Origin of the sequence: Sphingomonas phoenicis (assembly GCF_047238005.1) — a bacterium.
Taxonomy (GTDB): Bacteria; Pseudomonadota; Alphaproteobacteria; order Sphingomonadales; family Sphingomonadaceae; genus Sphingomonas.
On record NZ_JBDFMC010000002.1, the window covers coordinates 2,869,793 to 2,893,437 of the forward strand.

At 69.2% G+C, this 23,645-nt stretch carries 16 protein-coding genes, 2 tRNA genes and 1 riboswitch; of the genes, 7 read left to right on the forward strand and 11 right to left on the reverse strand.

Annotation, left to right across the window (positions count from 1 at the left end; all coding sequences use genetic code 11):
- The first annotated feature begins 200 nt into the window (after positions 1–200).
- Positions 201–590: an acyl-CoA thioesterase gene (locus tag ABC319_RS14725; protein ID WP_413070945.1), complete on the forward strand. Its 390-nt coding sequence runs from the start codon at positions 201–203 to the stop codon at positions 588–590.
- A 408-nt stretch (positions 591–998) separates the two neighbouring features.
- Here ABC319_RS14725 and ABC319_RS14730 read toward each other — a convergent pair whose 3' ends face one another.
- The 6 genes from ABC319_RS14730 to ABC319_RS14755 all read right to left on the reverse strand — a co-directional run bounded on the left by ABC319_RS14730 (position 999) and on the right by ABC319_RS14755 (position 8,694).
- A complete protein-coding gene (locus tag ABC319_RS14730) occupies positions 999–1,175 on the reverse strand; it encodes a Trm112 family protein (RefSeq protein ID WP_413070946.1) in 177 nt (58 codons plus the stop codon).
- Between the two features lie 10 nt (positions 1,176–1,185).
- On the reverse strand, positions 1,186–1,812 hold the full coding sequence (locus ABC319_RS14735) for an LON peptidase substrate-binding domain-containing protein (RefSeq protein ID WP_413070947.1): 627 nt from the start codon (positions 1,810–1,812) through the stop codon (positions 1,186–1,188).
- A 4-nt stretch (positions 1,813–1,816) separates the two neighbouring features.
- Entirely contained in the window at positions 1,817–2,710 is an 894-nt protein-coding gene (locus tag ABC319_RS14740) for a tetratricopeptide repeat protein (protein WP_413071710.1), read from the reverse strand.
- A 63-nt stretch (positions 2,711–2,773) separates the two neighbouring features.
- Complete coding sequence (locus ABC319_RS14745; RefSeq protein WP_413070948.1) at positions 2,774–6,175, reverse strand: error-prone DNA polymerase; 3,402 nt, start codon at positions 6,173–6,175, stop codon at positions 2,774–2,776.
- 220 nt (positions 6,176–6,395) lie between these two features.
- Positions 6,396–7,901, reverse strand: coding sequence for a Y-family DNA polymerase (locus tag ABC319_RS14750; protein WP_413071711.1), 1,506 nt, complete (start codon positions 7,899–7,901; stop codon positions 6,396–6,398).
- Positions 7,861–8,694: an ImuA family protein gene (locus ABC319_RS14755; RefSeq protein WP_413070949.1), complete on the reverse strand. Its 834-nt coding sequence runs from the start codon at positions 8,692–8,694 to the stop codon at positions 7,861–7,863. The genes ABC319_RS14750 and ABC319_RS14755 overlap by 41 nt, the downstream gene beginning before the upstream one ends.
- Positions 8,695–8,836: 142 nt before the next feature.
- Here ABC319_RS14755 and ABC319_RS14760 point away from each other — a divergent pair.
- Both ABC319_RS14760 and ABC319_RS14765 read left to right on the forward strand, forming a co-directional pair.
- Positions 8,837–8,911: transfer RNA gene (locus tag ABC319_RS14760), tRNA-Gly, on the forward strand.
- Between the two features lie 538 nt (positions 8,912–9,449).
- Positions 9,450–12,401 carry a TonB-dependent receptor domain-containing protein gene (locus ABC319_RS14765; protein ID WP_413070950.1) on the forward strand — a complete coding sequence of 984 codons (2,952 nt, stop codon included), beginning with the start codon at positions 9,450–9,452 and terminating at the stop codon, positions 12,399–12,401.
- Positions 12,402–12,478: 77 nt separating this feature from the next.
- Here the strand turns inward: ABC319_RS14765 and ABC319_RS14770 are convergent, their stop codons facing one another.
- From ABC319_RS14770 to ABC319_RS14790, 5 genes are all read right to left on the reverse strand, one after another.
- The gene (locus ABC319_RS14770) at positions 12,479–12,730 is read right to left on the reverse strand and encodes a hypothetical protein (RefSeq protein ID WP_413070951.1); all 252 of its coding nucleotides are present in this window, start codon (positions 12,728–12,730) and stop codon (positions 12,479–12,481) included.
- A gap of 246 nt (positions 12,731–12,976) precedes the next feature.
- Positions 12,977–13,288, reverse strand: coding sequence for a hypothetical protein (locus tag ABC319_RS14775; protein WP_413070952.1), 312 nt, complete (start codon positions 13,286–13,288; stop codon positions 12,977–12,979).
- Positions 13,285–13,509 carry a hypothetical protein gene (locus tag ABC319_RS14780; RefSeq protein ID WP_413070953.1) on the reverse strand — a complete coding sequence of 75 codons (225 nt, stop codon included), beginning with the start codon at positions 13,507–13,509 and terminating at the stop codon, positions 13,285–13,287. The genes ABC319_RS14775 and ABC319_RS14780 overlap by 4 nt, the downstream gene beginning before the upstream one ends.
- Positions 13,484–13,741: an Arm DNA-binding domain-containing protein gene (locus ABC319_RS14785; protein ID WP_413070954.1), complete on the reverse strand. Its 258-nt coding sequence runs from the start codon at positions 13,739–13,741 to the stop codon at positions 13,484–13,486. The genes ABC319_RS14780 and ABC319_RS14785 overlap by 26 nt, the downstream gene beginning before the upstream one ends.
- A gap of 150 nt (positions 13,742–13,891) precedes the next feature.
- A tRNA-Thr gene (locus tag ABC319_RS14790) sits at positions 13,892–13,967 on the reverse strand.
- A gap of 152 nt (positions 13,968–14,119) precedes the next feature.
- Between ABC319_RS14790 and ABC319_RS14795 the strand changes: the two genes are divergently transcribed.
- The 4 genes from ABC319_RS14795 to ABC319_RS14810 all read left to right on the forward strand — a co-directional run bounded on the left by ABC319_RS14795 (position 14,120) and on the right by ABC319_RS14810 (position 23,602).
- Positions 14,120–15,352 (forward strand): PAS domain-containing protein, encoded by a 1,233-nt coding sequence (locus ABC319_RS14795; RefSeq protein WP_413070955.1) that lies wholly within the window; start codon positions 14,120–14,122, stop codon positions 15,350–15,352.
- A gap of 59 nt (positions 15,353–15,411) precedes the next feature.
- On the forward strand, positions 15,412–20,004 hold the full coding sequence (locus ABC319_RS14800; RefSeq protein WP_413070956.1) for an NAD-glutamate dehydrogenase domain-containing protein: 4,593 nt from the start codon (positions 15,412–15,414) through the stop codon (positions 20,002–20,004).
- 172 nt (positions 20,005–20,176) lie between these two features.
- Positions 20,177–20,404: riboswitch (cobalamin riboswitch) on the forward strand.
- 113 nt (positions 20,405–20,517) lie between these two features.
- Entirely contained in the window at positions 20,518–22,821 is a 2,304-nt protein-coding gene (gene metE / locus ABC319_RS14805) for a 5-methyltetrahydropteroyltriglutamate--homocysteine S-methyltransferase (protein WP_413071712.1), read from the forward strand.
- 4 nt (positions 22,822–22,825) lie between these two features.
- Positions 22,826–23,602: an acyl-CoA thioesterase gene (locus ABC319_RS14810; RefSeq protein WP_413070957.1), complete on the forward strand. Its 777-nt coding sequence runs from the start codon at positions 22,826–22,828 to the stop codon at positions 23,600–23,602.
- The last annotated feature ends 43 nt before the right edge of the window (positions 23,603–23,645 follow it).

Consider the following 23,645-nt stretch of genomic DNA (forward strand, 5'->3'; position numbering starts at 1 on the left):
TATCGATCGTACTCCCTGGCCGGTCCGTTCGGCGACCGATCCCTCCACCCCCGAACGACGATGGGGTGGCGACGTTCCCGAGGGTCAGGGTTGCTGCCGCGATCGTGACGGACGTGTCATCCGGCGCGCGATCGGTTCGCCGCGTCGGGTTGTTGACATAGGTGTTAGCGCGCCGGGTGCGGGCATGCTATGGCAAGGCCATGACGGCCATACCCCATCAATTCGCGATCGCGGTCGATCCGGCCGACATCGATTTCATGGGGCATGTGAACAATGCCAGTTACCTGAAATGGGTGCAGGACGCGGTGGTCAGCCACTGGCAGAAACTGGCGCCGGCCGAGGCCGTGGCCGAACATCTGTGGGTCGCGCTGAAGCACGAGATCACCTATCGCAAGCCCGCCTTCCTCGACGACGAGGTCATCGCGACGGTGATGCTGGAGAAGGTGCAGGGCGCGCGCGCCTTCTACGAGACGGTGATCCGCCGGGGCGAGGAAGTGCTGGCCGAAGTGAAATCGAGCTGGTGCTGCCTGGACGCCGAGACGCTGCGGCCCGCACGGCTGGCGCGGAGCGTGATCGACCGGTTCTTCTGACGAGGGCGCTGCAGCCGGGATCGATCGCGGTCCGGAGGGCTGGTGGAGTCGTCTTCCCGGACTTTCCGAGGATCATCCCCGGGGCGGATCGACCTCTGGTATAATCGGGCCGTTTCTCGTCACCGCGCAGGCGGGGATTCAGAATCACCGGCGTCGCGGCTCTGCAAGCAGCCTCAGCGTGTCCGGATTCCCGCCTTTGCGGAAATGACGAGGGAAGTTCGGGGCTTGCCTGACCGTCGCGCTCCCCCCGGATTCGATCCGGGATCCCGCTGGACGCGGGACAAGCGGGACCCCGGATCAAGTCCGGGGTGACGATCCTGTCGACCAGACCCGATCAAAATTCAGTCTAGCCTGCGGACAGGCGCCACCCCTGAAGGGAAGGGGGTGCAACTCCGATCGCGTTCGGCTCTACCTGCCGTCCAGCGGGCGGGCTTCCTCGACCAGCATAACGGGAATGCCGTCGCGGATCGGATAGGCAAGGCCTGCGGCGTCGGAGACGAGTTCCTGCGCGGCTTCATCGTAGCGGAGCGGGGTGCGGGTCGCGGGGCAGACCAGCCGGTCGAGGAGCCACGGATCGAGGGTCATGACGGGGCCCTTATTGCAGGGTGACGCGCTCGTCACCGTCGTGACGGCCGAAGAACTGCATCAGCTGGATGGTCAGCTCGGCCCGAGTCTCGATGTCGGGGGCCTCGAGCAGCGCCTGCTTGGCGGCGACATCGAACGGGGCGATCTGGGCGATGCCGTTGACCAGGCTCTGGTCGTCGAGCCGGCCGACCGCCTTCCAGTCGACGGCATAGCCCTGCTGCTCGGCGAAGCGGCGCGATTCCATCTCCAGCGAGGCGCGGCGGCCGAGCGACAGCGTCTCCTCCGCCGGGGCGGGGATCAACTCGGCCTCGATCTGGCGGAACGCGGTCGCGACGTCGAGTTCGCGGATCATCCGGAAGAGCGACAGCCCCTCCAGCACCAGGTTGTAGCGGCCGTCCTCCAGCGCTTCCACCTCGGCGATCCGGCCGACGCAGCCGATCGTGTAGAGCGCCGGTTTCTCGTCCTTGTCGGCCGCCTGCATGCCGCTGGGCTGGATCATCCCGATCCGCCGGTCGCGGGCCATCGCGTCCGACACCATCGCGCGGTAGCGCGGTTCGAAGATGTGGAGCGGCAGGTGCATGCCGGGGAACAGCAGTGCCCCCGGCAGCGGGAAGATCGACAGGCGGGTGACGGTCATCCGATCAGCCGAACAGGACCGCGGACAGGCGGCGGCGCTGGGCCGACACCCACGGATCCATCAGGCCGACCACCTCGAACAGGGTCAGAAGCTGCTGGCGGGCGGCCCCCTCGTTCCACTCGCGGTCGGCGGTGACGATGTGGAGGAGATTGTCGGCGGCACCGTCGCGGTCGCCGACCGCCATCTGCGCGTTGGCGAGGGCGAAGCGCGCGGCGTGATCGTCGGGCGCCGCCTGGACCGCGGACACGAGCGGCGACAGGTCGTCGACCGGCGGTGCTGCACGGGCGAGGGCGAGGGCGGCCTTCGCCCGGTCGATCCCGGCATCCTTCAGGTCGGCGGGGAGCGCATCGATCGCGGCCTGCGCCTGATCGTTCAGGCCGGCGGCGACCAGCGCGCGGATATGGCCGGACAGGACGGCGGGGTGATCCGGCGCCATCTCGACCAGCTGGGCGAAGATGCCGAGCGCGCGTTCGTGGTCGCCCTCTGCCAGCACCTCCTCTCCCATCGCGATCAGCGGTTCCAGCTCCGCCTCCTGTTCGGCACCGGCTCCCTGTACGGGCAACTGGCGGAGCAACTGGTCGAGCATGGTGCGCAGCGCGCTTTCGGTACGGGCCGGCGTAAGATCGGCGACCAGCTGGCCCTGGAACATCGCGTAGACGGTGGGGATCGACTTGATCTGGAATTGGCTGGCGATGAACTGGTTCTTGTCGGTATCGACCTTGGCCAGCACCACGCCCTTGTCGGCATAGGCGGCGGCGACCTTTTCCAGGATCGGGGTCAGCGCCTTGCACGGCCCGCACCATTCGGCCCAGAAATCGATGATGACGAGGCTCGTCATCGACGGCTCGACGACGTCGCGGCGGAAGGCGGCGACCGCGTCCTTCTCGGCAGGCGACATTCCCAAGGTGGCCAAGTGCTGCTCCCGTTTACAAGATGGCGGCTATGTGGGGCGGACGCGCCCTCAATGGAAGTCCCGCGATTTCGGCAGGACGCGCACGTCGCGCGGATGGCCGTGGCGGGGGGTGTCGTGGCGCGTGGGATCGGTGCGCGCCGCGTAGCGCGCCGGCGTCTGTTCGGGCCCGACGTTGCGGCCGCGCGGATGCTGGGGGTGGACGAACTCGTCGGCACGCGACAGCGCGATGGTGGGCTGGTGATCCTCCGACAGGCGGCGCAGCTCGTGGGTGCGATCGTCGACGCGCGCGGTCATCAGGTGGACGACGCCCTCCTCGCTCCGCTGGATCACGCCGTGGAGGACCATCAGCCGCGAGGCCATGATTGCGCGGCGGTTCGCCTCGAAATCGCGAGCCCAGATCAGCGCGTTGGTGATCCCGGTCTCGTCCTCGATCGTGACGAAGATGGCGTTGCCCTTGCCGGGGCGCTGACGGACCAGCACGACACCGGCGACGCTGGCGCGGCGGCCGTCCTTCATGGCGCCGGCCTCTGCGCTGGATTTCACCCCCTCGCCGCGGAACAGCGGGCGCAGGAAGGTCATCGGGTGATCCTTCAGCGACAGGCGGGTCATCTGGTAATCGGCGGCGACCTGTTCGCTCAGCGGCATGGCGGGGAGCGCCACGTCGGGCTCGCGGCCGAGCTCGGGGGCATCGGCGGCGGCGAACAGGGGCAGCTGCGCGGGCGGGGTGCGGCGCACCTCCCACCCCGCGGCGCGGCGGTCCTGCCCCAGCGAGCGGCAGGCATCGGCATCGGCGAGCAGCCGCAGCGCGCGCGGCGGCAGATCGGCGCGGCGGGCGAGATCCTCGATCGAGGCATAGGGGGCGTGGGCGGCGATCTGCGCGCCCCAGGTCTCGCGGAAACCGTCGATCTGGCGGAAGCCCAGGCGGATGGCATGGGGGTGGGGATGCCCAAGGGGAGAGGAGGCCTGCTCCAGCGCATTGTCCCACTGGCTGGCGTTCACGTCGATCGGGCGCACGTCGACATCGTGCTCCACCGCGTCGCGGACCAGCTGGGCCGGGGCGTAGAAGCCCATCGGCTGCGAGTTGAGGATCGCACAGCCGAACACCGCCGGGTGGAAGCATTTGATCCACGACGAGACATAGACCAGCCGGGCGAAGGACAGCGCATGGCTTTCCGGAAAGCCGTAGGAGCCGAACCCCTCGATCTGCTTGTAGCAACGCTCGGCGAACTCGCGTTGATAGCCGCGGCGGACCATGCCCTCGATCAGCTTGTCCTGGAAATTGTGCATGCCCTCCACCCGCTTGAAGGTCTGCATGGCGCGGCGAAGCTGGTTGGCCTCGTCCGGGGTGAAGCCGGCGGCGACGATGGCGAGCTTCATCGCCTGTTCCTGGAACAGCGGCACGCCGTACGTCTCGCCCAGCAGGTCCCGCAACTCGTCGCGGTGGCCGAAGGCGGGTGAAGGCGCCGGATATTCGACCGGCTCCTTGCCGCTGCGCCGGCGTAGATAGGGGTGGACCATGTCGCCCTCGATCGGGCCGGGACGGACGATCGCGACCTGCACGACGAGGTCGTAGAGCCTGTTCGGCTTGAGGCGGGGCAGCATGTTGATCTGTGCCCGGCTCTCGACCTGGAAGACGCCGATGCTGTCGCCCTTCTGCAGCATCTTGTAGACCCGGGCGTCGTCGTCTGCGGCGATGGTGTCCAGTTGCTGTTCGCCCAGGCCGTGCAAGTGCATCAGGTCGAACGCCTTGCGGATGCAGGTCAGCATGCCGAGCGCGAGGATGTCGACCTTCATCAGGCCGAGGATGTCGATATCGTCCTTGTCCCACTCGATGAAGGTACGGTCGGCCATCGCGCCGTTGTGGATCGGCACCATCTCGTCGAGCCGCCCCTGGGTCAGCACGAAGCCGCCGACATGCTGCGACAGGTGGCGCGGGAAGGTGAGCAGCCGGTTCACCAGCCCCGACAGGCGCGTCATCTGGGGATTGGCCGCATCGAAGCCGGTATCGCGGAAGCGCTCCTCGCCGAACCGGTCCGAGAAGCTGCCCCAGACCGTGCTGGTCAGCCGCTGGGTAACATCCTCGCTGAGGCCAAGCGCGCGGCCGACTTCGCGCACGGTGCTGCGCGGGCGGTAATGGATGACGGTCGAGACGATGGCGGCACGATCGCGACCGTAGCGGCCATAGATGTACTGCATGACCTCCTCGCGGCGCTCATGCTCGAAATCGACGTCGATGTCGGGTGGCTCGTCGCGTTCGGCGGACACGAAGCGCGAGAACAGCAGGTCGTGCTTGGCCGGATCGACCGAGGTGACGTGAAGGACGTAGCAGACCACCGAGTTCGCCGCCGACCCGCGGCCCTGGCACAGGATCGGAGGATCGCAGCTGCGGGCAAATCGCACCACGTCGTGCACCGTCAGGAAGTAATGGGCGTACTCACGCTCGCGGATGAGGTCGAACTCCTCGCGCATGCTGGCGCGGATCTTCTCCGGCACGAAGCCGTCGTAACGGTCGATCGCGCATTGCCACGCCAGATGCTCCAGCCACTCCTGCGCCTGCCACCCGGCCGGCACGGGTTCGTGCGGATATTCGTATTTCAGCTGGTCGAGCGAGAAGCCGATGCGGTCGAGGAGGCGCAGGCTTTCCGTCACCGCGTCGGGGCGGTCGCGGAACAGGCGGGCCATCTCGGCCGGGTCCTTCAGGTGGCGCTCGCCGTTCGCCGCCAGCAGCCGGCCGGCATGGTGCACGGTCACGCCCTCGCGGATGCAGGTGACGACGTCGTGCAGGTCGCGGTCCTCCCGGTATGCGTAGAGGGCGTCGCAGGTGGCCAGCAGCGGCACGCCGGCCGTATCGGCGATGGCCGCCAGCGCCGCGAGCTGGCGCCGGTCCCGGCCACCGCGCGGCATGGTGACGCCAAGCCAGACGGCGCCGGGATCCAGCCGCCTGACCGCCGCCAGCGTCGCCGCCAGCTCGGCATCGGCGCGCGGCGGCGGCAGGTCGATGTCCGGCACCGGTGTCGCGGGGCGGGCGGTGGAGGCGGGCAGCACGATCAGCAGCAAGTCACGGTGCAACGCCACCAGATCGCCCAGCCCCAGGATGCAGCCGCCCTTCTCCGCGCGGCGATTGCCGGTCGTCAGCAGCCGCGTCAGCCGGCCCCAGCCGGTGCGGGTGGAGGGATAGGCGACGATGTCCGGCGTACCGTCCGCGAAGACCAGCCGCGCACCGACCGCCAGCTTGAAGGCGAGCGGCGGCAGCTGCGCGCCGAGCAGGCCGGCCCGGGCGCGCTTCATCGCGTCATGGGCGCGGACGACGCCCGCCACGGTGTTGCGGTCGGCGATGCCGATGCCGGCATGACCCAGCTCGACCGCGCGCGCGACCATGTCGCCGGGCTGGCTGGCCCCGTCGAGGAACGAGAAGCCGGTCGCGGCGACCATCTCGGCAAAGCCGGTCATGATAGTGCGGGGACCAGGTAGGCGCGATCGCGCCCGGGCATCACCGTCATCCAGGTGCCGGTGGGAGCTTTGCTGCAATCCGCAGCCCACGCCGGGTGGTGCAAAGCTCCTGCCTTGAGCATCAATCCCGCTTCTACACGATCGAAGAACGCAGCGGGATCCCGGCTCAAGGCCGGGAGGACGGAAGCGTGGGGTGACGTGCGAGGATGCGGTGCCCCCCTCACGCGAACAGGCCGTGGACGTACCAGCGCGGCTGGTCCACCTCCCCGAACAGGCCGTGGCGGAAGATCCAGAAGCGGCGGCCGCGGCGATCCTCGATCCGGTAATAGTCGCGGGTCGGCACGGCGGCGTCGTGGCGGCGCCACCATTCGCCGGCGATCCGCTCCGGCCCCTCGGCACGGGCGACCTCGTGCAGGGTGCGGCGCCAGCGGAAGCGGGCGGGGGGACCGTCCGGCACCTCGGCGACGACATGGTCGATCGGCTGGGGCGGGTCGAACAGGTAGATGGGGCGAAGCGGCGGCTCCCCCGGCTGGGCGACGGGCCAGGCGGGCGCGGCGGCGGGCACCGGCGCGGCGGCGGGCAGCATCAGCTCGGCCTGTTCGGGGATGTGGCTGTCGCGCGCGGCGAAGCGGCGCACCCGGCCGCGGCCCAGCCGGGTCGAGAGGCGATCGACCAGTTCCGCCACATCGTCGGTCGCGCTCCGCTCCCGCGCCTCGCCGCCCTCCAGCCGCAGCTGCGCCGCGTCCAGCCGCTCGGCCAGCACCACGTCGAGCCGGATCAGGTCGTAGCCGAAGCCGGGATCGAGCGGATCGGCGAGCGCGTCGATCCGCTCGCGCAGCAACCGCAGGAGGAGCGCCACGTCGCGCGTCGGCCGGCCGGTCTCGACCCGCAGCAGATGGACCTCGCCATCCGCCCGGAACAGCCGGACCTGCCAGCGGCGGCCGCCCTCGTGCCGTTCGGCGAGCAGCGCGGCCGCCTGTGCCGCCAGTTCGCCGATCACGGTCAGCGCGAACTCGGTGCGGGCGACCGGCTCGGCGAAGCGACGCTCGACCGCGACCGGCGCCTGGGTGCGGCGGGGGATCAGCGGTGCGCCCGCGGTATCGCCCGACAGGCGGCGGACCGCGGTCGCCGCCTCCTCGCCGAAGCGCGCCGCCACCGTCGCCAGCGGGCGCGCCATCACGTCGCCCACCGTCTTCAGCCCGGCACGGACCAGCGCCGCGGCATCCTCCGCCTCCAGCCCCAGCGCGGCGACCGGCAGGCGGCGGACGGCGCCCCGCTCGTCGGGGGCGGGTGCCCCGGCATAGCGGGCGAGCGCATGGGCGATCTCCGCCGTGTCGCCGAAGGCGTGGCGGACCAGCACGCCGCGGCGCGCGAACCGCCCCTCGACATCGGCGGCCAGCGGCCGCTCGCCATCGAACGCGTGGGTGCAGCCGGCGATGTCGAGCAGCAGCGCATCGGGCGGATGCGCCGCGACGACGGGGGTGTAGCGCTGGCAACTGGCGGCCAGCCGGTCGAGCCAGTCGAAATCGGCACTGGCATCGTGCGGGAACACCTCCAGCCCGGGCAACTGCGCGCGGGCATCGGCCAGCGTCATGCCCGGCCGCAGCCCCATCGCGGTCGCCGTCCGGTCCAGCGCGGCCAGGCGCACCGCGTTGCCGATCGTCTCGACCAGCGCGACCGGCGCCTCATCCCGCCCGACGAACAGGTGCGGCCGGTCGCTGCGCAACCGCTCGATCGGCAGCCACGGGAACACCAGCGCCAGGTAGCGGCGCGCTACGGGGCGCGGGGCCGTCCGTGCCGGGGCGATCGGCTGGCGCTCGATCGACTGGCGCCGGGGGGACAAAGCATCGCGCATCACGGTTCCACTCCACTCGCCCGCACGACCCGGCGGGCGCGCCACGACGGCGCAGGCATTCGATTTCGAAGGCGGGCCAGCCGGGCGCGTCGGCGGGCATGACGGTCGACCCGGCCGCGGTGACCCGCCACCGGGTCGCCGCGGCGCTGGGCACCGGTTCGGCATCCAGGCGGATGCTGAGCACGGTCGCACCCGATGCCTCCGCTCCCAGCATCAGCCGGCGCGTCGCCGTCAGGTCCAGCCCCGGCGCCCGGCCCCAGCTCTCGATCAGGACCGTGCCCAGCCCGGCACAGCGGGCGGCGTCGGCGGCGGTGCGAAGCAGGGCGGGCTCGTCCGCGGTCACCACCAGCATCAGCGCATCGGGCGGCAGGCCCAGATCCGCCAGCCCGCCCGCCAGCATCCGGCCGGTGCGGCCCTCGGCCGCCTCCGTGCGGATCCACAGCAGGGGCAGGGCACCCGCGGCGAGCGCCTGCGCCACCGCGAAGCCGATCGCCGCCGCGGCATCCTCCGCCTCGCCGGCATAGACCTCGTGCAGCTGCCCGCGGGCGAGCCCCCGGGCCAGCCATCCGTCCGCCGCGACTGCTCCGGCTTCCCCCCGCGAACGGGTGGCGCCACCGGCGGCGATGCGCCGCAGATCGGCGAGAAGGGCGGACGAGTCGCTCATGCATGTTCTTGTAATGTTCTAATCAGTGAGTCGCCAAGCGCAAAAATCCAAGAAAGGGTGCTTGCGGCCTTGCGAACCTGCTGCTAGTGGCCGCGCCTCACCCAGCCGGTAGCTCTCGCAGCCACCGGAACATGGCGCCAGAGCGGGCGTAGCTCAGGGGTAGAGCACAACCTTGCCAAGGTTGGGGTCGAGGGTTCGAATCCCTTCGCCCGCTCCAGTTTTTCCAGCATGATCGCGTCGCCTAGGGCCTTTCACAGGGAAGGTTGCGTGCCGACGTGGCTGGCCATCGACTTCACTCGAAATCGGCGGCGTGTCTGCCGGCGGCGGCCGGCCGGAGCGCTCATGAAGATGTCGCCTGCGCGTAGCGATCGTCGATGCGCCGCGCGTTCGATCCCGTCTCCGGCGCCATACCGCTGTCATCCTAAAATGGCATGACGAGGAGTGCTGATGCCGCGCGCGCAGTGCGGGATGGGCGATCGTCGAAACGCCAATTCGTACAGCGTCATGGCTGATCGATCGGCATCCAGGTCCGTCCGCTCCGACGGCCGCCGGGCATCGATGAAGATGTGATTTTTCGGACACATGGCAGCATCTTTCGGCGGTAGCCGCCGTGCGGACGCTTTACAGTCCGGAGCCTGCCTCGCATCAACAATGTCATGGTCACTGCACCAATCGTCAGGGCGATTGGCGGGGACGACGCGGCCACCGCATGTCAGCCAGAGCGGCGGCGGTGGCGAAGCTGAGGGATGAATATCATGCAAATTGTGAAGCTTACGCGAGGCCGCTTGCTGATGGGCGCGGCGTTCGTCGCCGCCGCCGCTGCCATGCCGGCGATGGCGCAGACCGAGCCGCAGACCGATCCGCAGACGACGACGGCGTCGGCCGATGCGGCGCAGGACCAGACGGCGGAGACCACGGGCGGCGACATCGTCGTCACCGGCACGCTGATCCGCAACCCGAATCTGGTCTCGTCCAGCCCGGTCAACGTGGTCGGCCAGGCCGAGCTGGCGCTGCGCCAGAGCAACGTCGCGGAGGAGGTGCTGCGCACCCTGCCCGGCGTCGTCGCGAGCATCGGTTCGTCGGTGAACAACGGCAATGGCGGCTCGTCGTTCGTCGATCTGCGCGGCCTGGGCCCGCAGCGCAACCTGGTGCTGCTGGACGGCGCCCGCATCGTGCCGGCCGATTTCAACGGCCAGGTCAACCTGAACATCATTCCGCTCGCGCTCGTCGACCGGGTCGACGTGCTGACCGGCGGCGCGACCACCACCTATGGTGCGGATGCCGTATCGGGCGTCGTCAACTTCATCACGCGCAAGGACTTTTCCGGCCTTGAGCTGACCGCGTCGGAGCAGATCACCGAGCGGGGCGACGGCAACGTGTTCCGTGCCGACCTGACCACCGGTGCCAATTTCGATGGCGGCCGCGGCAACGTGACGGTCAGCGTCGGGTACCAGAAGGCCAAGCCCGTGTTCCAGGGCGACCGCGACTTCTCGGTCGAGCAGATCGATTCGGTCTCGGGCGGGACCAGCGGGTCGGGCACCACGGCACCGATCCGCCTGAACCTGGGCGACGGCAACGGCACGCAGCAGTTCAATCCGGCCACCGGCCAGCTGGTGCCGACCTTCGCGCTGTTCAACTTCAACCCGTACAACGTCTTCCAGACGCCGTTCGAGCGGTACAACCTGTTCGTCAGCGGCCGGTACGAGGTGACCGACGGGATCGAGGCCTATACCCAAGGCCTGTTCTCGAAGACCAAGGTGTCGACGGTGATCGCGCCGTCGGGCACGTTCAACCTGCCGTTCGACATCAACTACGGCAACCCGTACCTGCCGGCGTCGATCCGCAACGCGGCCTGCGCGGCGAACGGCGTGAACTGCGCGACGGTCGACCCCAACGCGACCTTCAACATCCCGGCGGTCGCGCGGCGCTTCGTCGAGGGCGGCTCGCGCATTTCCGAGTATACGACGCAGCTGTTCCAGTTCCGCACCGGCCTGCGCGGCGACATCACCGACAAGCTCAGCTTCGACCTGTCCGGCGCGTATGGCGAGAGCGAGAACAGCAACCGCAGCACCGGCCAGGGCCTGCGCTCGCGCGTGCAGGCGGCGCTGCTCGCCAACAACGTCAACACCTGCACCAACGGCAATTCGGCCTGCGTGCCGCTGAACCTGTTCGGCGCGGCGGGATCGATCACGCCGGAGCAGTTCGCCTATCTGAACGTGCCCACCACGGCCGCGACGAAGACGTCGCTGGCGACGGTGCGCGGCGTCATCTCGGGCGACCTGGGTTTCGCCAGCCCCGGCGCGACCGACGCGGTCGGCATCGCGATCGGCGGCGAATATCGCCGCTACGTCGCGGAAAGCTCGTCGGATCTGCCCAGCCAGACCCCGGACGAGGTGCTGGGCGCCGGTGCGGCCAACCCGGACTCGCGCGGCACCTACAACGTCAAGGAGGCGTTCGCCGAGCTGATCGCGCCGCTGGTCCAGAACAAGCCCTTCATCCACAACCTGACGCTGGAACTGGGTGCGCGCTACTCGGACTATTCGACCGCGGGCAGCAACTGGACGTGGAAGGCCGGCGGTAACTGGGAGCCGACCAACTGGCTGAAGTTCCGCGGCAATTACCAGCGTGCGACCCGTGCGCCGAACATCAACGAGCTGTTCGGCCCGCAGATCACCGGCCTCGACAATTTCGCGACCGATCCGTGCCAGGGCGCAGCCCCGACGACCAATGCGCAGCTGCGGGCGATCTGTCTCGCCCAGGGTGCGCCGGCCTCGTCGATCGGCAGCATCGAGGCGGAACCGGCCGCACAGCCGAACAACCGGACCGGCGGCAACCTGGACCTGGGCGTGGAGCGCGCCACCACCTGGACGGCGGGCATCGTCCTCAATCCCGATTTCGTGCCGGGCCTGACGATCACCGCCGACTATTACAACATCAAGGTGCGCGACGCGATCAGCCAGCCGTCGTTCGGCGATGCGCTGAACGCCTGTTTCCTGGTCGCCAACAATCCCGGACTGGATCCGACCAACCCGGCCTGCACGGCGATCCGCCGCAACGCCGCCACCGGCGCGCTGTTCGGCACCGCCGCCGCCTTCGTGCCGCTGCCCTATTCCAACTCGGGCCGGATCAAGACCGACGGCGTCGACCTGACGGTGAATTACCGCCACGACCTGCAGTTCGCGAAGCTGGACCTGAACTTCAGCGGCAACTGGACCAACTCGTCACGGTTCCAGGCGACACCGGTGTCGGTGGTGCGCGAGTGCGTCGGCTATTACAGCAACAGCTGCGGCAGCCCCGGCGCCGGCTCGGCGTTCCGCGGGTCGATCCAGCCGAAGTACAGCTTCAACCAGCGCACCACGCTCAGCTTCGACAAGATCGATCTGTCGCTGCTGTGGCGCTACATCGACAAGGTGCGGTACGAGCCGATCGCCGTCGACGAGTTGCTGAACGACAACAACGCGGATACCGATCCGCCCGCCGAGCAGTTCCGCACCATCGGCGCGGCGCACTATTTCGATCTGGCGACGCGCTTCGCGGCGACCGACAATTTCGACCTGACGTTCACGGTGACCAATCTGTTCGATCGTCAGCCGCCGATAGTCGGCAACACGATCGGATCGACCTCGTTCAACAGCGGCAACACCTATCCGTCGACCTACGACGCGCTGGGTCGCCGTTATGCGATCGGGGCGAAGCTGACTTTCTGAACGGCGCCATCGGCGACACGACGGACGGGGCGGGCAGCGATGCCCGCCCCGTTTCGCGTCCGGCGCGCCGTGATCGCTCAGCCGACCGGGCGTTGCGAGTTGACGGGGGTGCGGTCGCGCATGCGGTCGAGATCCAGGTCGCTGCGCCCCTGCGCGGCGCGCCATTCCGCATCGGTGCGACAGACGCGCCTGGACCGGGCGAAGGAGCCGGTGGTCTCGATCCGGCGACACCGCAGCTTGGCCGGTGCGGTGGCGGCGGGCGCAGTGGCCGGCGGAGTGGCCGGCGGGGCGGCTGCCTGGACGGCCAGGGACAGGGCAAGGGCGATCACGTGAACCTCCATCGACGCTGCCGCGCAGTGTGGCACCGGATGACCCGCCGCGACAAGGCCTCCGCCACGCGGGCGCGAGCCGCTGCGGGCGATCGACTTCAATGATAGGTCGGCAGCCATGGTGCCCCACCGGAGACAAAGCGGGCACGCGGATGGTGGAGAACTTCCGTCCATCGCTGCTGATGGGTGAGCGTCGACCTTGCGCTTGCGGGACCTTTCGTCTGTCCCGTCCACGCATGTCAGGGTTCAATCCCTCGCGTCGCGCAGTGCCTCCAGCTCGGCCAATCGCACCGGATCATCGGCCGCAAGCACCTCTTCAAGATAGAAGCTATGCGCTATATTGCGCACAACGTCGTGGGCCTCGCCGCTATATCCCGCCGCCACAACCGGAAATGCATCCACCAATTCCCGGAGAAATCCCTTGTCCATCTCTTGGAGATGGCCGGCGAGAGCTTCGGTCATCTTTACGGCAGTGTCGAGATTGAGTTCTTCCTCGTCTGTCAGCGTGAGAAACACGACATACTCCGCGATGAGATCCGCGATCTGCATGGCAATCATGGTTTCACGACCCTTACCTTGATATTGGTGACCTTCATCTTCTTGAGAAGCTTTAGCGCCTTGCCCTTCTGAGTGGGCGTCGGAACGTCCCATGTCCCGATCAGGCGATGTTCCGCCAACACTTCCGACTGCCGCAAAAGCTGGGCGCGCGCGTTGGGTTCATCAACCACCTTCCACTTGCGATCGATAACGTAATCACCTTGGATCCCGTCGAACTTCACGGGCCGCGTCGAGTTCTGCCTTGGCCTCGTCCCGCTTCCTGCGCGCCTGCACCAGGGTGACATCGGGAAAACTGCCCAGCGAAAGTTTCCGCTCGATGCCGCAGCACCGGTAGCGAAAGCGCCAGAGCAGGGCGCCGGACGGCTGCACCAGCAGATACAGTCCATCGACATCGGCGACCTTGTAGGGTCGCTCTGCTGGTTTAAGCGCCCGAGTCTGTACCACCGTAAGCATGGGGCCACGCCTCCTGCACCGTTCGTGGCCCCATGATTCGTGGCCCCTTTTGAGTGGGCCACGGCGGAACAAAGTGAGATTTGGTGGGACCGCCGGGAGGCAGTTTACCGAAGATTTCCGCGGTTTTCTAGGTCTGTTCCCAGTATGTACTGGTGCCGCTTACAGGACTCGAACCTGTGACCCCCGCATTACGAATGCGATGCTCTACCAGCTGAGCTAAAGCGGCGTGCCGGTCCGGCGATGCCGGGTGAGGGGTGGGCGATTATCAGCGGATCGGCGTGCTGACAAGCGGCTGCGTATCTGCGCCGCCGATTTACGGCTCGTTTACCACGGATGGTCCACAAGCGCCTTCTGACAAGGCGGGAAATGACGGGGCCGATGGACATGCGCCAGGAAGCGGAAGTGCTGGAGCTCGACGCCGAGGACGCGATCGATGCGGGGGGCGGCGACGCGCTGTTCGAGCTGGGCGGCGACGAGCGGCGCATGCACGTGCGTGCCTATAATCACTGGGTCTCGCTGTTGAAGGGGCGTCCGTTCCCGACGATCGCCGATCTCGACCCCGCCCACGCCGCCGATTTCGGATCGAACGGCGTGTTGCTCGACTTCGCGCAAGATGTCGACGATCCCGTGATCGTCTATCTGGGCGAGCGGCTGGCCGGGGAGTGTGCGCTGGACGGACCGATCACCCGGGTCGCCGACGTGCCGCCGCGATCGCTGCTGTCGCGGCTGACCGATCACCATCTGCAGATCATCGCGAACCGCGCGCCCGTGGGGTTCGAGGCCGAGTTCGTCAGCATGCGCGGGCGAACGACGTTGTACCGCGGCATCCTGATGCCGTTCTCGTCGACCGAGGCGGGGACGATCGATTTCATCTACGGCGTCATCAACTGGAAGGAGATCGCCGAGCCGGCGATCCAGGCCGGGCTCGATGCCGAACTCGCCGCCGCCGTGCGCGAGACGCCGGCGGTGACCGCACCTGAGGCGCCGGTTTGGGCCGACGGTCCGGGCGCGGAGGCCGATGTCCGGGCGCTGCCCGAGGGGACGCTGGCCGATGCGCTGATGATGGCGCGCGAGACCGCGTCGGCGGTGCGTGCCGCCGACACGCGCAGTCGCGCCACGCTGTACCGCGCACTGGGCCGCGCCCATGATTTCGCGCTGGCCGCCGATGCGGATCGTGACGGATACCAGCGGCTGGTGGCGGAGGCGGGCATCGCGGTACAGCCGCGCGCGCCGATGACGCCGGTGGTGAAGCTGGTCTTCGGCGCCGATTACGACAAGACGCGCCTGGCCGAGTTCGCCGCGGTGCTGGGCCATGCCCGTCGCCATGGCATCGCGGTCGGGCGGCTGCCCAATTTCCTGGAAGGATTCGAGGGCGGCATCAAGGCGATCGTCGCGGCCGAGCGCCAGGCGCGCCGACCTGCACCGGCGGTGCCCGCGCCGTCGATCGCACTGGCCGAACGGCCGGTCCTGGCGCGGCTGCCATTGTCGATGAAAGCGGCTGCCGGCGACGCGGTGATACTGGTGGCGCGAATGGGCGCGGACGGGGTGCTGGATATCGTGGGCAGCGTTGCCGATGCCGGGCTGGCCGAGCGCGTCCTGCGGCGCGGCTGACGACGAGCCGGGCGCCCACAAGCCTTGAGAAGCATGCCCACCCGGCGCATACGCCGGGCATGGAGAAGGATACCAACATCACCGCGCTCGCCAGCCGTCTGACGGCGGGAGCGCTGCCCGGCGAACTGCGCGACTTCGGCCCTGCCGAGGCGGAGGCCGCCGCCCGCTTCCTAGCGAGCACGGCCGAGCGGCGCGTGCCCGGCGAGCCCGCCATCGCGCTGGAGCCGATCGCGACCGACGACGTGCATCGCCGGATGCGCGTCGCGATCGTCAACGACGACATGCCGTTCCTGGTCGATTCGGTCGCCGCCGCGATCACCGGCCACGACATCGCGATCGACCGCATCATCCACCCGGTCGTGCCGGTCGTCCGCGATGCCGATGGCCTGTTGCGATCGGTGGGCGAGGGGCCGACCCGCGAGTCGATGATCTATCTGGAGATGGAACGCGCCGATGCCCGCGAGCGGCGCGACCTGCTGGCCGACCTGGCCGCCGCGCTGGCCGATGTGCGGGCCGCCGTCACCGACTGGGAAGCGCTGAAGCGGACGCTGGCGCAGGATGCCGACGCATTATGGTCGGGCGAGGGCGCCGCGTTGCTCCGCTGGTTTCTCGACGGCAAGCTGACCCTACTCGGCCACGAGACGTGGCATCGCGACAACGGGACGGTCGACGTGCTGGGCATCGCCCGCAACACCCAGCCGCGCCCGATCCTGGCCGATGGGTCGCGCAAGCTGGCGCTGGAATGGTTCGAGCGGGGCGGACAGCCGCCGCTGTTGCTGAAATCGAACCTGATCGCCAGCGTCCACCGCGCCGTGCCGATCGACCTGGTGGTGATGCCGCTGCGCGAGGGCGGGGCGGTGACCGGCCTGTCGATCCATATGGGCCTGTGGACCAGCGCCGCGCTGGCTGCCGAGCCGCGATCGGTGCCGATGCTGCGAGCGCGGCTGACCGCGCTGGAGGAGAAATTCGGCTTCGACCCGCGCGGCCATGCGGGCAAGGCGCTGACCCATGCACTGACGGCATTGCCGCACGACATCGTCGTCGCGCTGGACGCCGACCGGCTGGAGGAACTGGCGCTGACCGCGATGTCGATCGCGGACCGCCCGCGCCCGGCGCTGGTGCTGGTGCCGTCGCCGTTGGGCCGGCATCTGTTCGGGTTCGTCTGGCTGCCGCGCGACGAGGTCACCGCCGGGCGCCGCGTCGCCATCGCGGACATGCTGGCCGAGGCGGCGGGGGCGGACCTGCTCAACTGGTCGATCGCGCTGGAGGACGGCCAGGTCGCACTGATCCGGTACATGCTGGAGCCGGTCGGTCGCGGCCGGCCGTTGCCCGATATAGAGGCGCTCGGCGGCCGGCTGGAGCGGATGGTCCGCGGCTGGGTGCCCGATGTCGAGGCGGCGCTGGCGGAGATCGTCCCGGCGCAGCGCGCCGCGCGGCTGGCACTGCGCTGGGCGGATGCGTTTCCGCCCAATTACCGCAACGTCAGCACCGCCGGGGAGGCGGCGGCGGACGTGCTGCGCCTCGCCGCGCTGGACACCGACGAGGGACGCGGCGTCCGCATCCTGCCCGCCCCCGAGGGCGAGGACCGCCAGCTGAAGGTCTACAAGCTGGGTGGCGCGCTGGCGCTGTCCGATGCGGTGCCGGTGCTGGAGAATTTCGGATTCCGGGTGATCGGCGAGTTGCCGACCCGGCTGCGCGAGGCGAGTGGCGCGTTCGTCCACGACTTCGTGGTCGACGCCGTGGCGGCGCAGGACGGCGACCCGGCCATCCTCGAAGGGGCGATCACCGCGGTGCTGGAGGGTCGCGCCGAGAACGACGAGTTCAACCGGCTGATCGTCGAGGTCGGGCTGGCGCCGGACGCCGTGGTGCTGTTGCGCGCGTGGTTCCGCTATCTCCGCCAGGCCGGCCTGCCCTATGGCCTGACGACGGTGGTCGACGCGCTGCGCCGTGCGCCTGCCGTCGCGCGTGCGCTGATCGAGCGGTTCGCCGCCGCGCATGGCCCGGCCGCGGGCGACACCGACGCGGCCGACGCTGCGCTGGACGCCGGGCTGGACGCGGTATCGGCGATCGACGACGACCGGGTGCTGCGGGCATATCGCAGCTTCGTCGAGGCGTGCCTGCGGACCAACGCCTATGCCGCGGCAGGGCAGGAGGCGCTGGCGTTCAAGCTGGACAGCCGCCTGATCCCCGGTCTGCCCGCGCCGCTGCCCTGGCGCGAGGTATGGGTCTATTCGCCGCGGGTGGAGGGTATCCACCTGCGCGCCGGGCCGGTCGCCCGCGGTGGCTTGCGCTGGTCGGACCGGCGCGACGATTTCCGCACCGAGATTCTGGGCCTGATGAAGGCGCAGCGGGTGAAGAATGCGGTGATCGTGCCGACCGGGGCGAAGGGCGGCTTCTATCCCAAGCTGCTGCCGTCGCCCGCGATCGATCGCGACGCGTGGCTGGCGGAGGGGACCGAGAGTTACCGCGTGTTCATCCGCGCGTTGCTGTCGATCACCGACAACATCGTCGACGGCACGGTGACGCACCCGGCCGATGTGCGCATCCTGGACGGCGAGGACCCGTATTTCGTGGTCGCCGCCGATAAGGGGACCGCAACGTTCAGCGACGTGGCCAACGCCCTGGCGCTGGAGCGCGGCTTCTGGCTGGGCGATGCGTTCGCGTCGGGCGGTTCGCAGGGGTATGACCACAAGGCGATGGGCATCACCGCCAAGGGGGCCTGGGTCTCCGTCCAGCGACATTTCGCCGAGCGCGGGGTGGACGTGCAGTCCGACCCGATCAGCGTCGTCGGCTGCGGCGACATGTCGGGCGACGTGTTCGGCAACGGCATGCTGCTGAGCCGCACGATCAAGCTGGTGGCGGCGTTCGATCACCGCCACATCTTCCTGGATCCGGACCCCGATCCGGCCGTGTCGTTCGAGGAGCGCGCGCGGCTGTTCGCGTTGCCGCGGTCGTCATGGGCGGACTATGCGGCGCCGGTATCGGCCGGTGGCGGGGTGCACAGCCGCGCTGCCAAGTCGATCGCGATCACGCCGGAGGTGGGCGCCGCCCTGGGCATCGATGCCGACAGCCTGGAGCCGACCGCGTTGATCTCTGCAATCCTGCGTGCGCCGGCCGACCTGCTGTGGTTCGGCGGCATCGGCACGTATGTGAAGGCGGCGGCGGAGAACAACGCCGCGGTCGGCGATCCGGCCAACGACCGGCTTCGGGTTGATGCCGAGGAACTGCGGGTCACGGCGATCGGCGAGGGCGCGAACCTGGGCGTGACCCAGGCGGCGCGGATCGCGTTCAGCGCGGCGGGCGGACGCATCAACACCGACTTCATCGACAATTCGGCAGGCGTCGACTGTTCCGACAACGAGGTGAACATCAAGATCGCGCTGAACCGCGAGATGAACGAGGGCCGGCTGGCGGAAGGGGACCGCAACGTCCTGCTCGCCAGCATGACCGACGACGTGGCGCGGCTGGTGCTGGAGGACAATCGCCTGCAGACGCTGGCGCTGTCGATCGCCGAGCGGGGTGGCGCGACGGCGATGCCGCGCTTCGTCCGCGCGATCGAGACGTTCGAGGCGGCAGGCCGGCTGGACCGGCGCGTCGAGGGGCTGGCCGGCAATCAGGAACTGCTCCGGCGCGGGCAGGACGGACGCGGGTTGACCCGGCCGGAGCTTGCCGTGCTGCTCGCCACTGCCAAGCTGTCGTTGCAGGACGCGATCGAGCAGAGCGGACTGGGGCTGGACGAGGCGCTGGCACCGGACCTGCACGCCGCGTTCCCGGCGGCGATGCGCGAGCGGTTCGCCAGGGCGATCGACGAGCATCGCCTGCGCGGCGAGATCGTCGCGACCAAGCTGGCCAACCGGCTGGTCAACCGCCTGGGCATCCTGCTGCCGTTCGAACTGGCGGAAGAGGAGGGCGTCGGGCTGGCCGACGTCGCGGCGATGTTCGTCGCGGCGGAGCGGCTGTTCGGGCTGAACGCGCTGTGGGCGGATATCGAGGCGGCGGCGATGCCCGAGCCGGCGCGCCTGGCGCTGTTCGACGAGGTCGCGTTGGCAGCCCGGTCGCACATCGCGGATCTGGTGCGGATCGGTCGTGCCGAAGGCGGGATCGCCGCGATCGTCGCGCGCGTCGAGCAGGGCATCGCGACGCTCGACCGGCAAACCGAGACGCTGCTGCTGGAAGAGGCACGCGCGGGCAGCGCGCGAATCGCCGCGCAACTGCACGAAACAGGAGCGCCCGACGACATCGCGGCGCGCGTCGTCCGGCTGTTCGAACTGGACGGCGTCGTCGGTCTCGCCGATCTGGGCGTGCAGCTGGGCCTGGGTGAGGAGGCGCTGACCCGCGCCTATACCCGGCTCGGCCAGGCGCTGGGCCTCGACTGGGCGCAGGCGCACGCAGCGCGGCTGGCGCCCGCCGATCCATGGGAGCGCCTGCTGGTGGCGGGATTGGTCCGCGACTTCGAGCAATTGCGGCTCGACTTCCTGTCGCGCCGGGCCGGGGCCGATCCGCAGGCCGCCGTAGAGGCATGGCTGGCCGACAATGCCCCGCGCGTCGGGCAGTTCACGACCATCATCGATCGCGCCCGGCATGCCGCCACGCCCAGCACCGCGATGCTGGCACAGGTGGCGGGGCAGGCCCGTGTGCTGCTGGCGCGCTAGATCGTGACAAGGGATCGATCCACGCCCGCACGCCCCGAGCGAAGTCGAGGGCATGTCGCACGCGATCCGCTGGCGGCCTGTGCTTCGATTGCACTATCACGAACGAAACCGCTTCCCAAGCATCATATAAAGATTTCTTTATATGATGCTTGACCGGTCGGCGCGAAGCTGGGACATGCATCGCCGTCAAGGTTCTTCGGCCGCGTTCGCGCGCCGAAGCTAAGACGGGAAGCCGGTGCGGACCTCCTTTCAGGATCACGGTTCAATGCCGGCGCTGCCCCCGCAACTGTAAGCGGCGAGTGGCGGTCGATACGTGTCACTGGCGGTGCGAATCGCCGGGAAGGCCAGACCGCCATGACGACCCGCGAGCCAGGAGACCTGCCTTCGACGCGATAACGTCCACCGGCGGGGATCCCGGGCTGGCCGCTTGCATGCGCGCGGCCGGCCCTGCCGATTCGTGCAGCCTGTCTGTGACCATCCGTCTTCCTCGCCCTTCATCGGGGTATGAAGACCATGACCGTCACGATCGCCACGCTCGGCTTCCCGCGCATCGGCCCACGCCGCGAACTGAAGTTCGCTCTCGAGAAATACTGGTCCGGCCAGTCGACGCAGGATGACCTGCTGACCGCCGCCGGCGCGCTGCGCACCGCCGCCTGGGCACGGCAGCATGCACTGGGGTCCGACTGGTTGCCATCCAACGACTTCTCGCTCTACGACCATGTGCTGGACACCAGCGTGATGTTGGGCGCGGTCCCCGCCCGCTACGGCGCGGCCGACGGGCAGGCCGGCCTCGCCACCTATTTCGCGATGGCACGCGGCACGACGCCGGACGGCGAAGGATGCGGCCACGCGCAGGCCAGCCTGACCGCGTGCGAGATGACCAAGTGGTTCGACACGAACTACCATTACATGGTGCCCGAACTGGTGGCGGGGCGGCGCCTGGCGCTGAACACACCCAAGATCGTCGACGAGTATCGCGAGGCGAAGGTGCAAGGGTACGAGACGCGACCGGTGCTGCTGGGCCCGGTGACCTGGCTGAGCCTGGCGAAGGGGCAGGGTGTCGATCCGTTCGACTTCCTCGACGAGGTGCTGGGGCTCTATGCCGTCGTGCTGGGCCATCTGGCGGCAGCGGGTGCGGACTGGGTGCAGATCGACGAGCCGGTGCTGGTCCTCGACCTCGACGATCGGCAACGGAGGGCTCTGACCCGCGCCTATGCGAAGCTGTCACGGGTGGGCGTCAAGCTGATGCTGACGACCTATTTCGGGGCGCTGGGCGACAATCTCGGCTTCGCTACCGCGCTGCCGGTCGCCGGGCTGCATGTGGATCTGGTCCGCGCGCCGGAGCAACTCGACGCGGTACTCGCTGCCGCACCGCGATCGCTGCTGCTGTCGCTGGGTGTCGTGGACGGTCGCAACGTCTGGCGTGCCGATCTGGAGCGGCTCCTCGACCGGCTGGAGCCGATCGCCGCGACCCGCAACGTGGTGCTGGCCCCGTCCTGCTCGCTGCTGCACGTTCCGGTCGACCTGGCGTCGGAGACCCGGCTGGACCCGGAGATCGCACAATGGCTGGCGTTCGCGGTTCAGAAGATCGAGGAACTGGCCGTGCTGAAGCGCGCGCTGAACGAAGGGCGCGACAGCGTCGCCGGCGCACTGGCGATCGCATCGACCGCGGCAGCGGCGCGCCTTACCTCGCCGCGTATCCACGATGCCGCCGTTGCCGGGCGGGTCGCCGCGGTGACGCCGGACATGGCGGAGCGGCAATCCGGCCACGCCGCCCGGACCGCCGCGCAGGCGGCCGTGCTCGACCTGCCAGCCTATCCCACGACGACGATCGGATCGTTCCCGCAGACCGCGGAGGTCCGCCACATGCGGGCCGAGCATCTGCGCGGGCGACTGGACGATGCCGCCTATGATCGGTTCCTGCGCGAGGAGACGGAGCGGGCGATCCGCTGGCAGGAAGAGGTCGGGCTCGACATGCTCGTTCACGGCGAGTTCGAGCGCAACGACATGGTGCAGTATTTCGGCGAGCGGCTGTCCGGCTTCGCGTTCACCGTCGGCGGATGGGTGCAGAGCTACGGCTCGCGTTGCGTGCGGCCGCCGATCCTGTTCGGCGACGTGTCGCGGCCGGCGCCGATGACGGTCGACTGGTGGCGATATGCGCAGGGGCTGACCGATCGCCCGGTGAAGGGCATGCTGACTGGGCCGGTCACGATCCTGAACTGGTCCTTCGTGCGCGACGACCAGCCGCGGGCGGCGAGCTGCCGTCAGATCGCGCTCGCGATCCGCGACGAGGTGATGGACCTGGAAGCGGCGGGTGCGAAAGCGATCCAGATCGACGAGGCGGCACTGCGCGAGGGGCTGCCGCTGCGCCGGGGAGAGTGGAGCCACTATCTGGACTGGGCGGTCGCCTGCTTTCGCCTGTCCGCCGCCGGCGTGGCTGACGAAACCCAGATCCACACGCACATGTGTTATTCGGAGTTCAACGACATCCTGCCGTCGATCGGGGCGATGGACACCGACGTGATCTCGATCGAGACGGCCCGCTCGCAGATGGAGTTGCTGGAGGGGTTCGCGCTGTATCGCTATCCCAGCGCAATCGGGCCCGGCGTGTACGACATCCACGCGCCGCGCGTGCCGTCCAGCGAGGAGATGGTCGAATTGATGCGGCTCGCTCGCCGGCATCTGCGGCCCGAGCAGCTGTGGGTGAACCCGGATTGCGGGTTGAAGACGCGCAAATGGGCGGAGGTGAAGCCCGCGATCGAGGCGATGGTGACCGCGGCACGGCTGCTGCGCACGGACGTGGCGGCGGGGGCCTGATCGCATGACAACGAAGGATGCGTCCGCGGCGGGCGGCGCCGTTCGGCTGATCGACATGATCTTTCCGGGCGACACCAACCATCACGGCACGCTGTTCGGCGGCGTGGCGCTCGCCCATATGGACAAGGTGGCCTTCCTCGCCGCATCACGCCACGGCCGCGCATCCTTCGTCACCGCGGCCTGCGAGCGCATCGACTTCGCCGCGCCGGCGCTGAAGGGCGAGCTGGTCGAGGCGACGGGCCGGGTGGTCCGTGTCGGCACCAGTGCCTGCGACGTCGAGGTCGATCTGGTCGCCGAGGCGTTGCTGACCGGAGAGCGCAGGCTGTGCACGCGCGGCCGGTTCACTCTGGTCGCCGTCAGGGGAGAGACGACGGTGCTGCCGCTGCCACCGCTGTCGCCCGATCCTCCGGAGCCCGACGACGGCACGGTTCGGATGATGGACATGGTGTTCCCACCGCAGACCAACCACTACGGTACGCTGTTCGGCGGCGACGCGCTGCGCATGCTGGGCAAGGGCGCGTTCATCGCGGCGACCCGCGCGTCGCGAGCAGTGATGGTGATGGCGGCATCCGACCGGATCGATTTCCGCACGCCGGTACGCGAGGGCGACATGACCGAGGTGATCGCGACGGTGACGATGACGGGGCGCAGCTCGATGCGCGTGAACGTAGCCCTGTGGTCGGAGGTGTTGCTGACCGGGGTGCGTCACTGCGCCGCCACGGCAGAGTTCGTGATGGTGTCGGTCGACCCCTGCGGCAGGCCGGCACCGATCCGGGTGTAGCATCTCGCTCGACCAAGGGTTCGGCGCCGCGTCTCCGTCTGGG

Excerpts from the sequence above, each read along its gene's own strand:
- ABC319_RS14725 (WP_413070945.1), top strand. The coding sequence starts at position 201 with ATGACGGCCATACCCCATCAATTCGCGATCGCGGTCGATCCGGCCGAC.
- ABC319_RS14730 (WP_413070946.1), bottom strand. The coding sequence starts at position 1,175 with ATGACCCTCGATCCGTGGCTCCTCGACCGGCTGGTCTGCCCCGCGACC.
- ABC319_RS14735 (WP_413070947.1), bottom strand. The coding sequence starts at position 1,812 with ATGACCGTCACCCGCCTGTCGATCTTCCCGCTGCCGGGGGCACTGCTG.
- ABC319_RS14740 (WP_413071710.1), bottom strand. The coding sequence starts at position 2,710 with ATGTCGCCTGCCGAGAAGGACGCGGTCGCCGCCTTCCGCCGCGACGTC.
- ABC319_RS14745 (WP_413070948.1), bottom strand. The coding sequence starts at position 6,175 with ATGACCGGCTTTGCCGAGATGGTCGCCGCGACCGGCTTCTCGTTCCTC.
- ABC319_RS14755 (WP_413070949.1), bottom strand. The coding sequence starts at position 8,694 with ATGAGCGACTCGTCCGCCCTTCTCGCCGATCTGCGGCGCATCGCCGCC.
- ABC319_RS14765 (WP_413070950.1), top strand. The coding sequence starts at position 9,450 with ATGCAAATTGTGAAGCTTACGCGAGGCCGCTTGCTGATGGGCGCGGCG.
- ABC319_RS14775 (WP_413070952.1), bottom strand. The coding sequence starts at position 13,288 with ATGATTGCCATGCAGATCGCGGATCTCATCGCGGAGTATGTCGTGTTT.
- ABC319_RS14785 (WP_413070954.1), bottom strand. The coding sequence starts at position 13,741 with ATGCTTACGGTGGTACAGACTCGGGCGCTTAAACCAGCAGAGCGACCC.
- ABC319_RS14795 (WP_413070955.1), top strand. The coding sequence starts at position 14,120 with ATGGACATGCGCCAGGAAGCGGAAGTGCTGGAGCTCGACGCCGAGGAC.
- ABC319_RS14800 (WP_413070956.1), top strand. The coding sequence starts at position 15,412 with ATGGAGAAGGATACCAACATCACCGCGCTCGCCAGCCGTCTGACGGCG.
- metE (WP_413071712.1), top strand. The coding sequence starts at position 20,518 with ATGACCGTCACGATCGCCACGCTCGGCTTCCCGCGCATCGGCCCACGC.
- ABC319_RS14810 (WP_413070957.1), top strand. The coding sequence starts at position 22,826 with ATGACAACGAAGGATGCGTCCGCGGCGGGCGGCGCCGTTCGGCTGATC.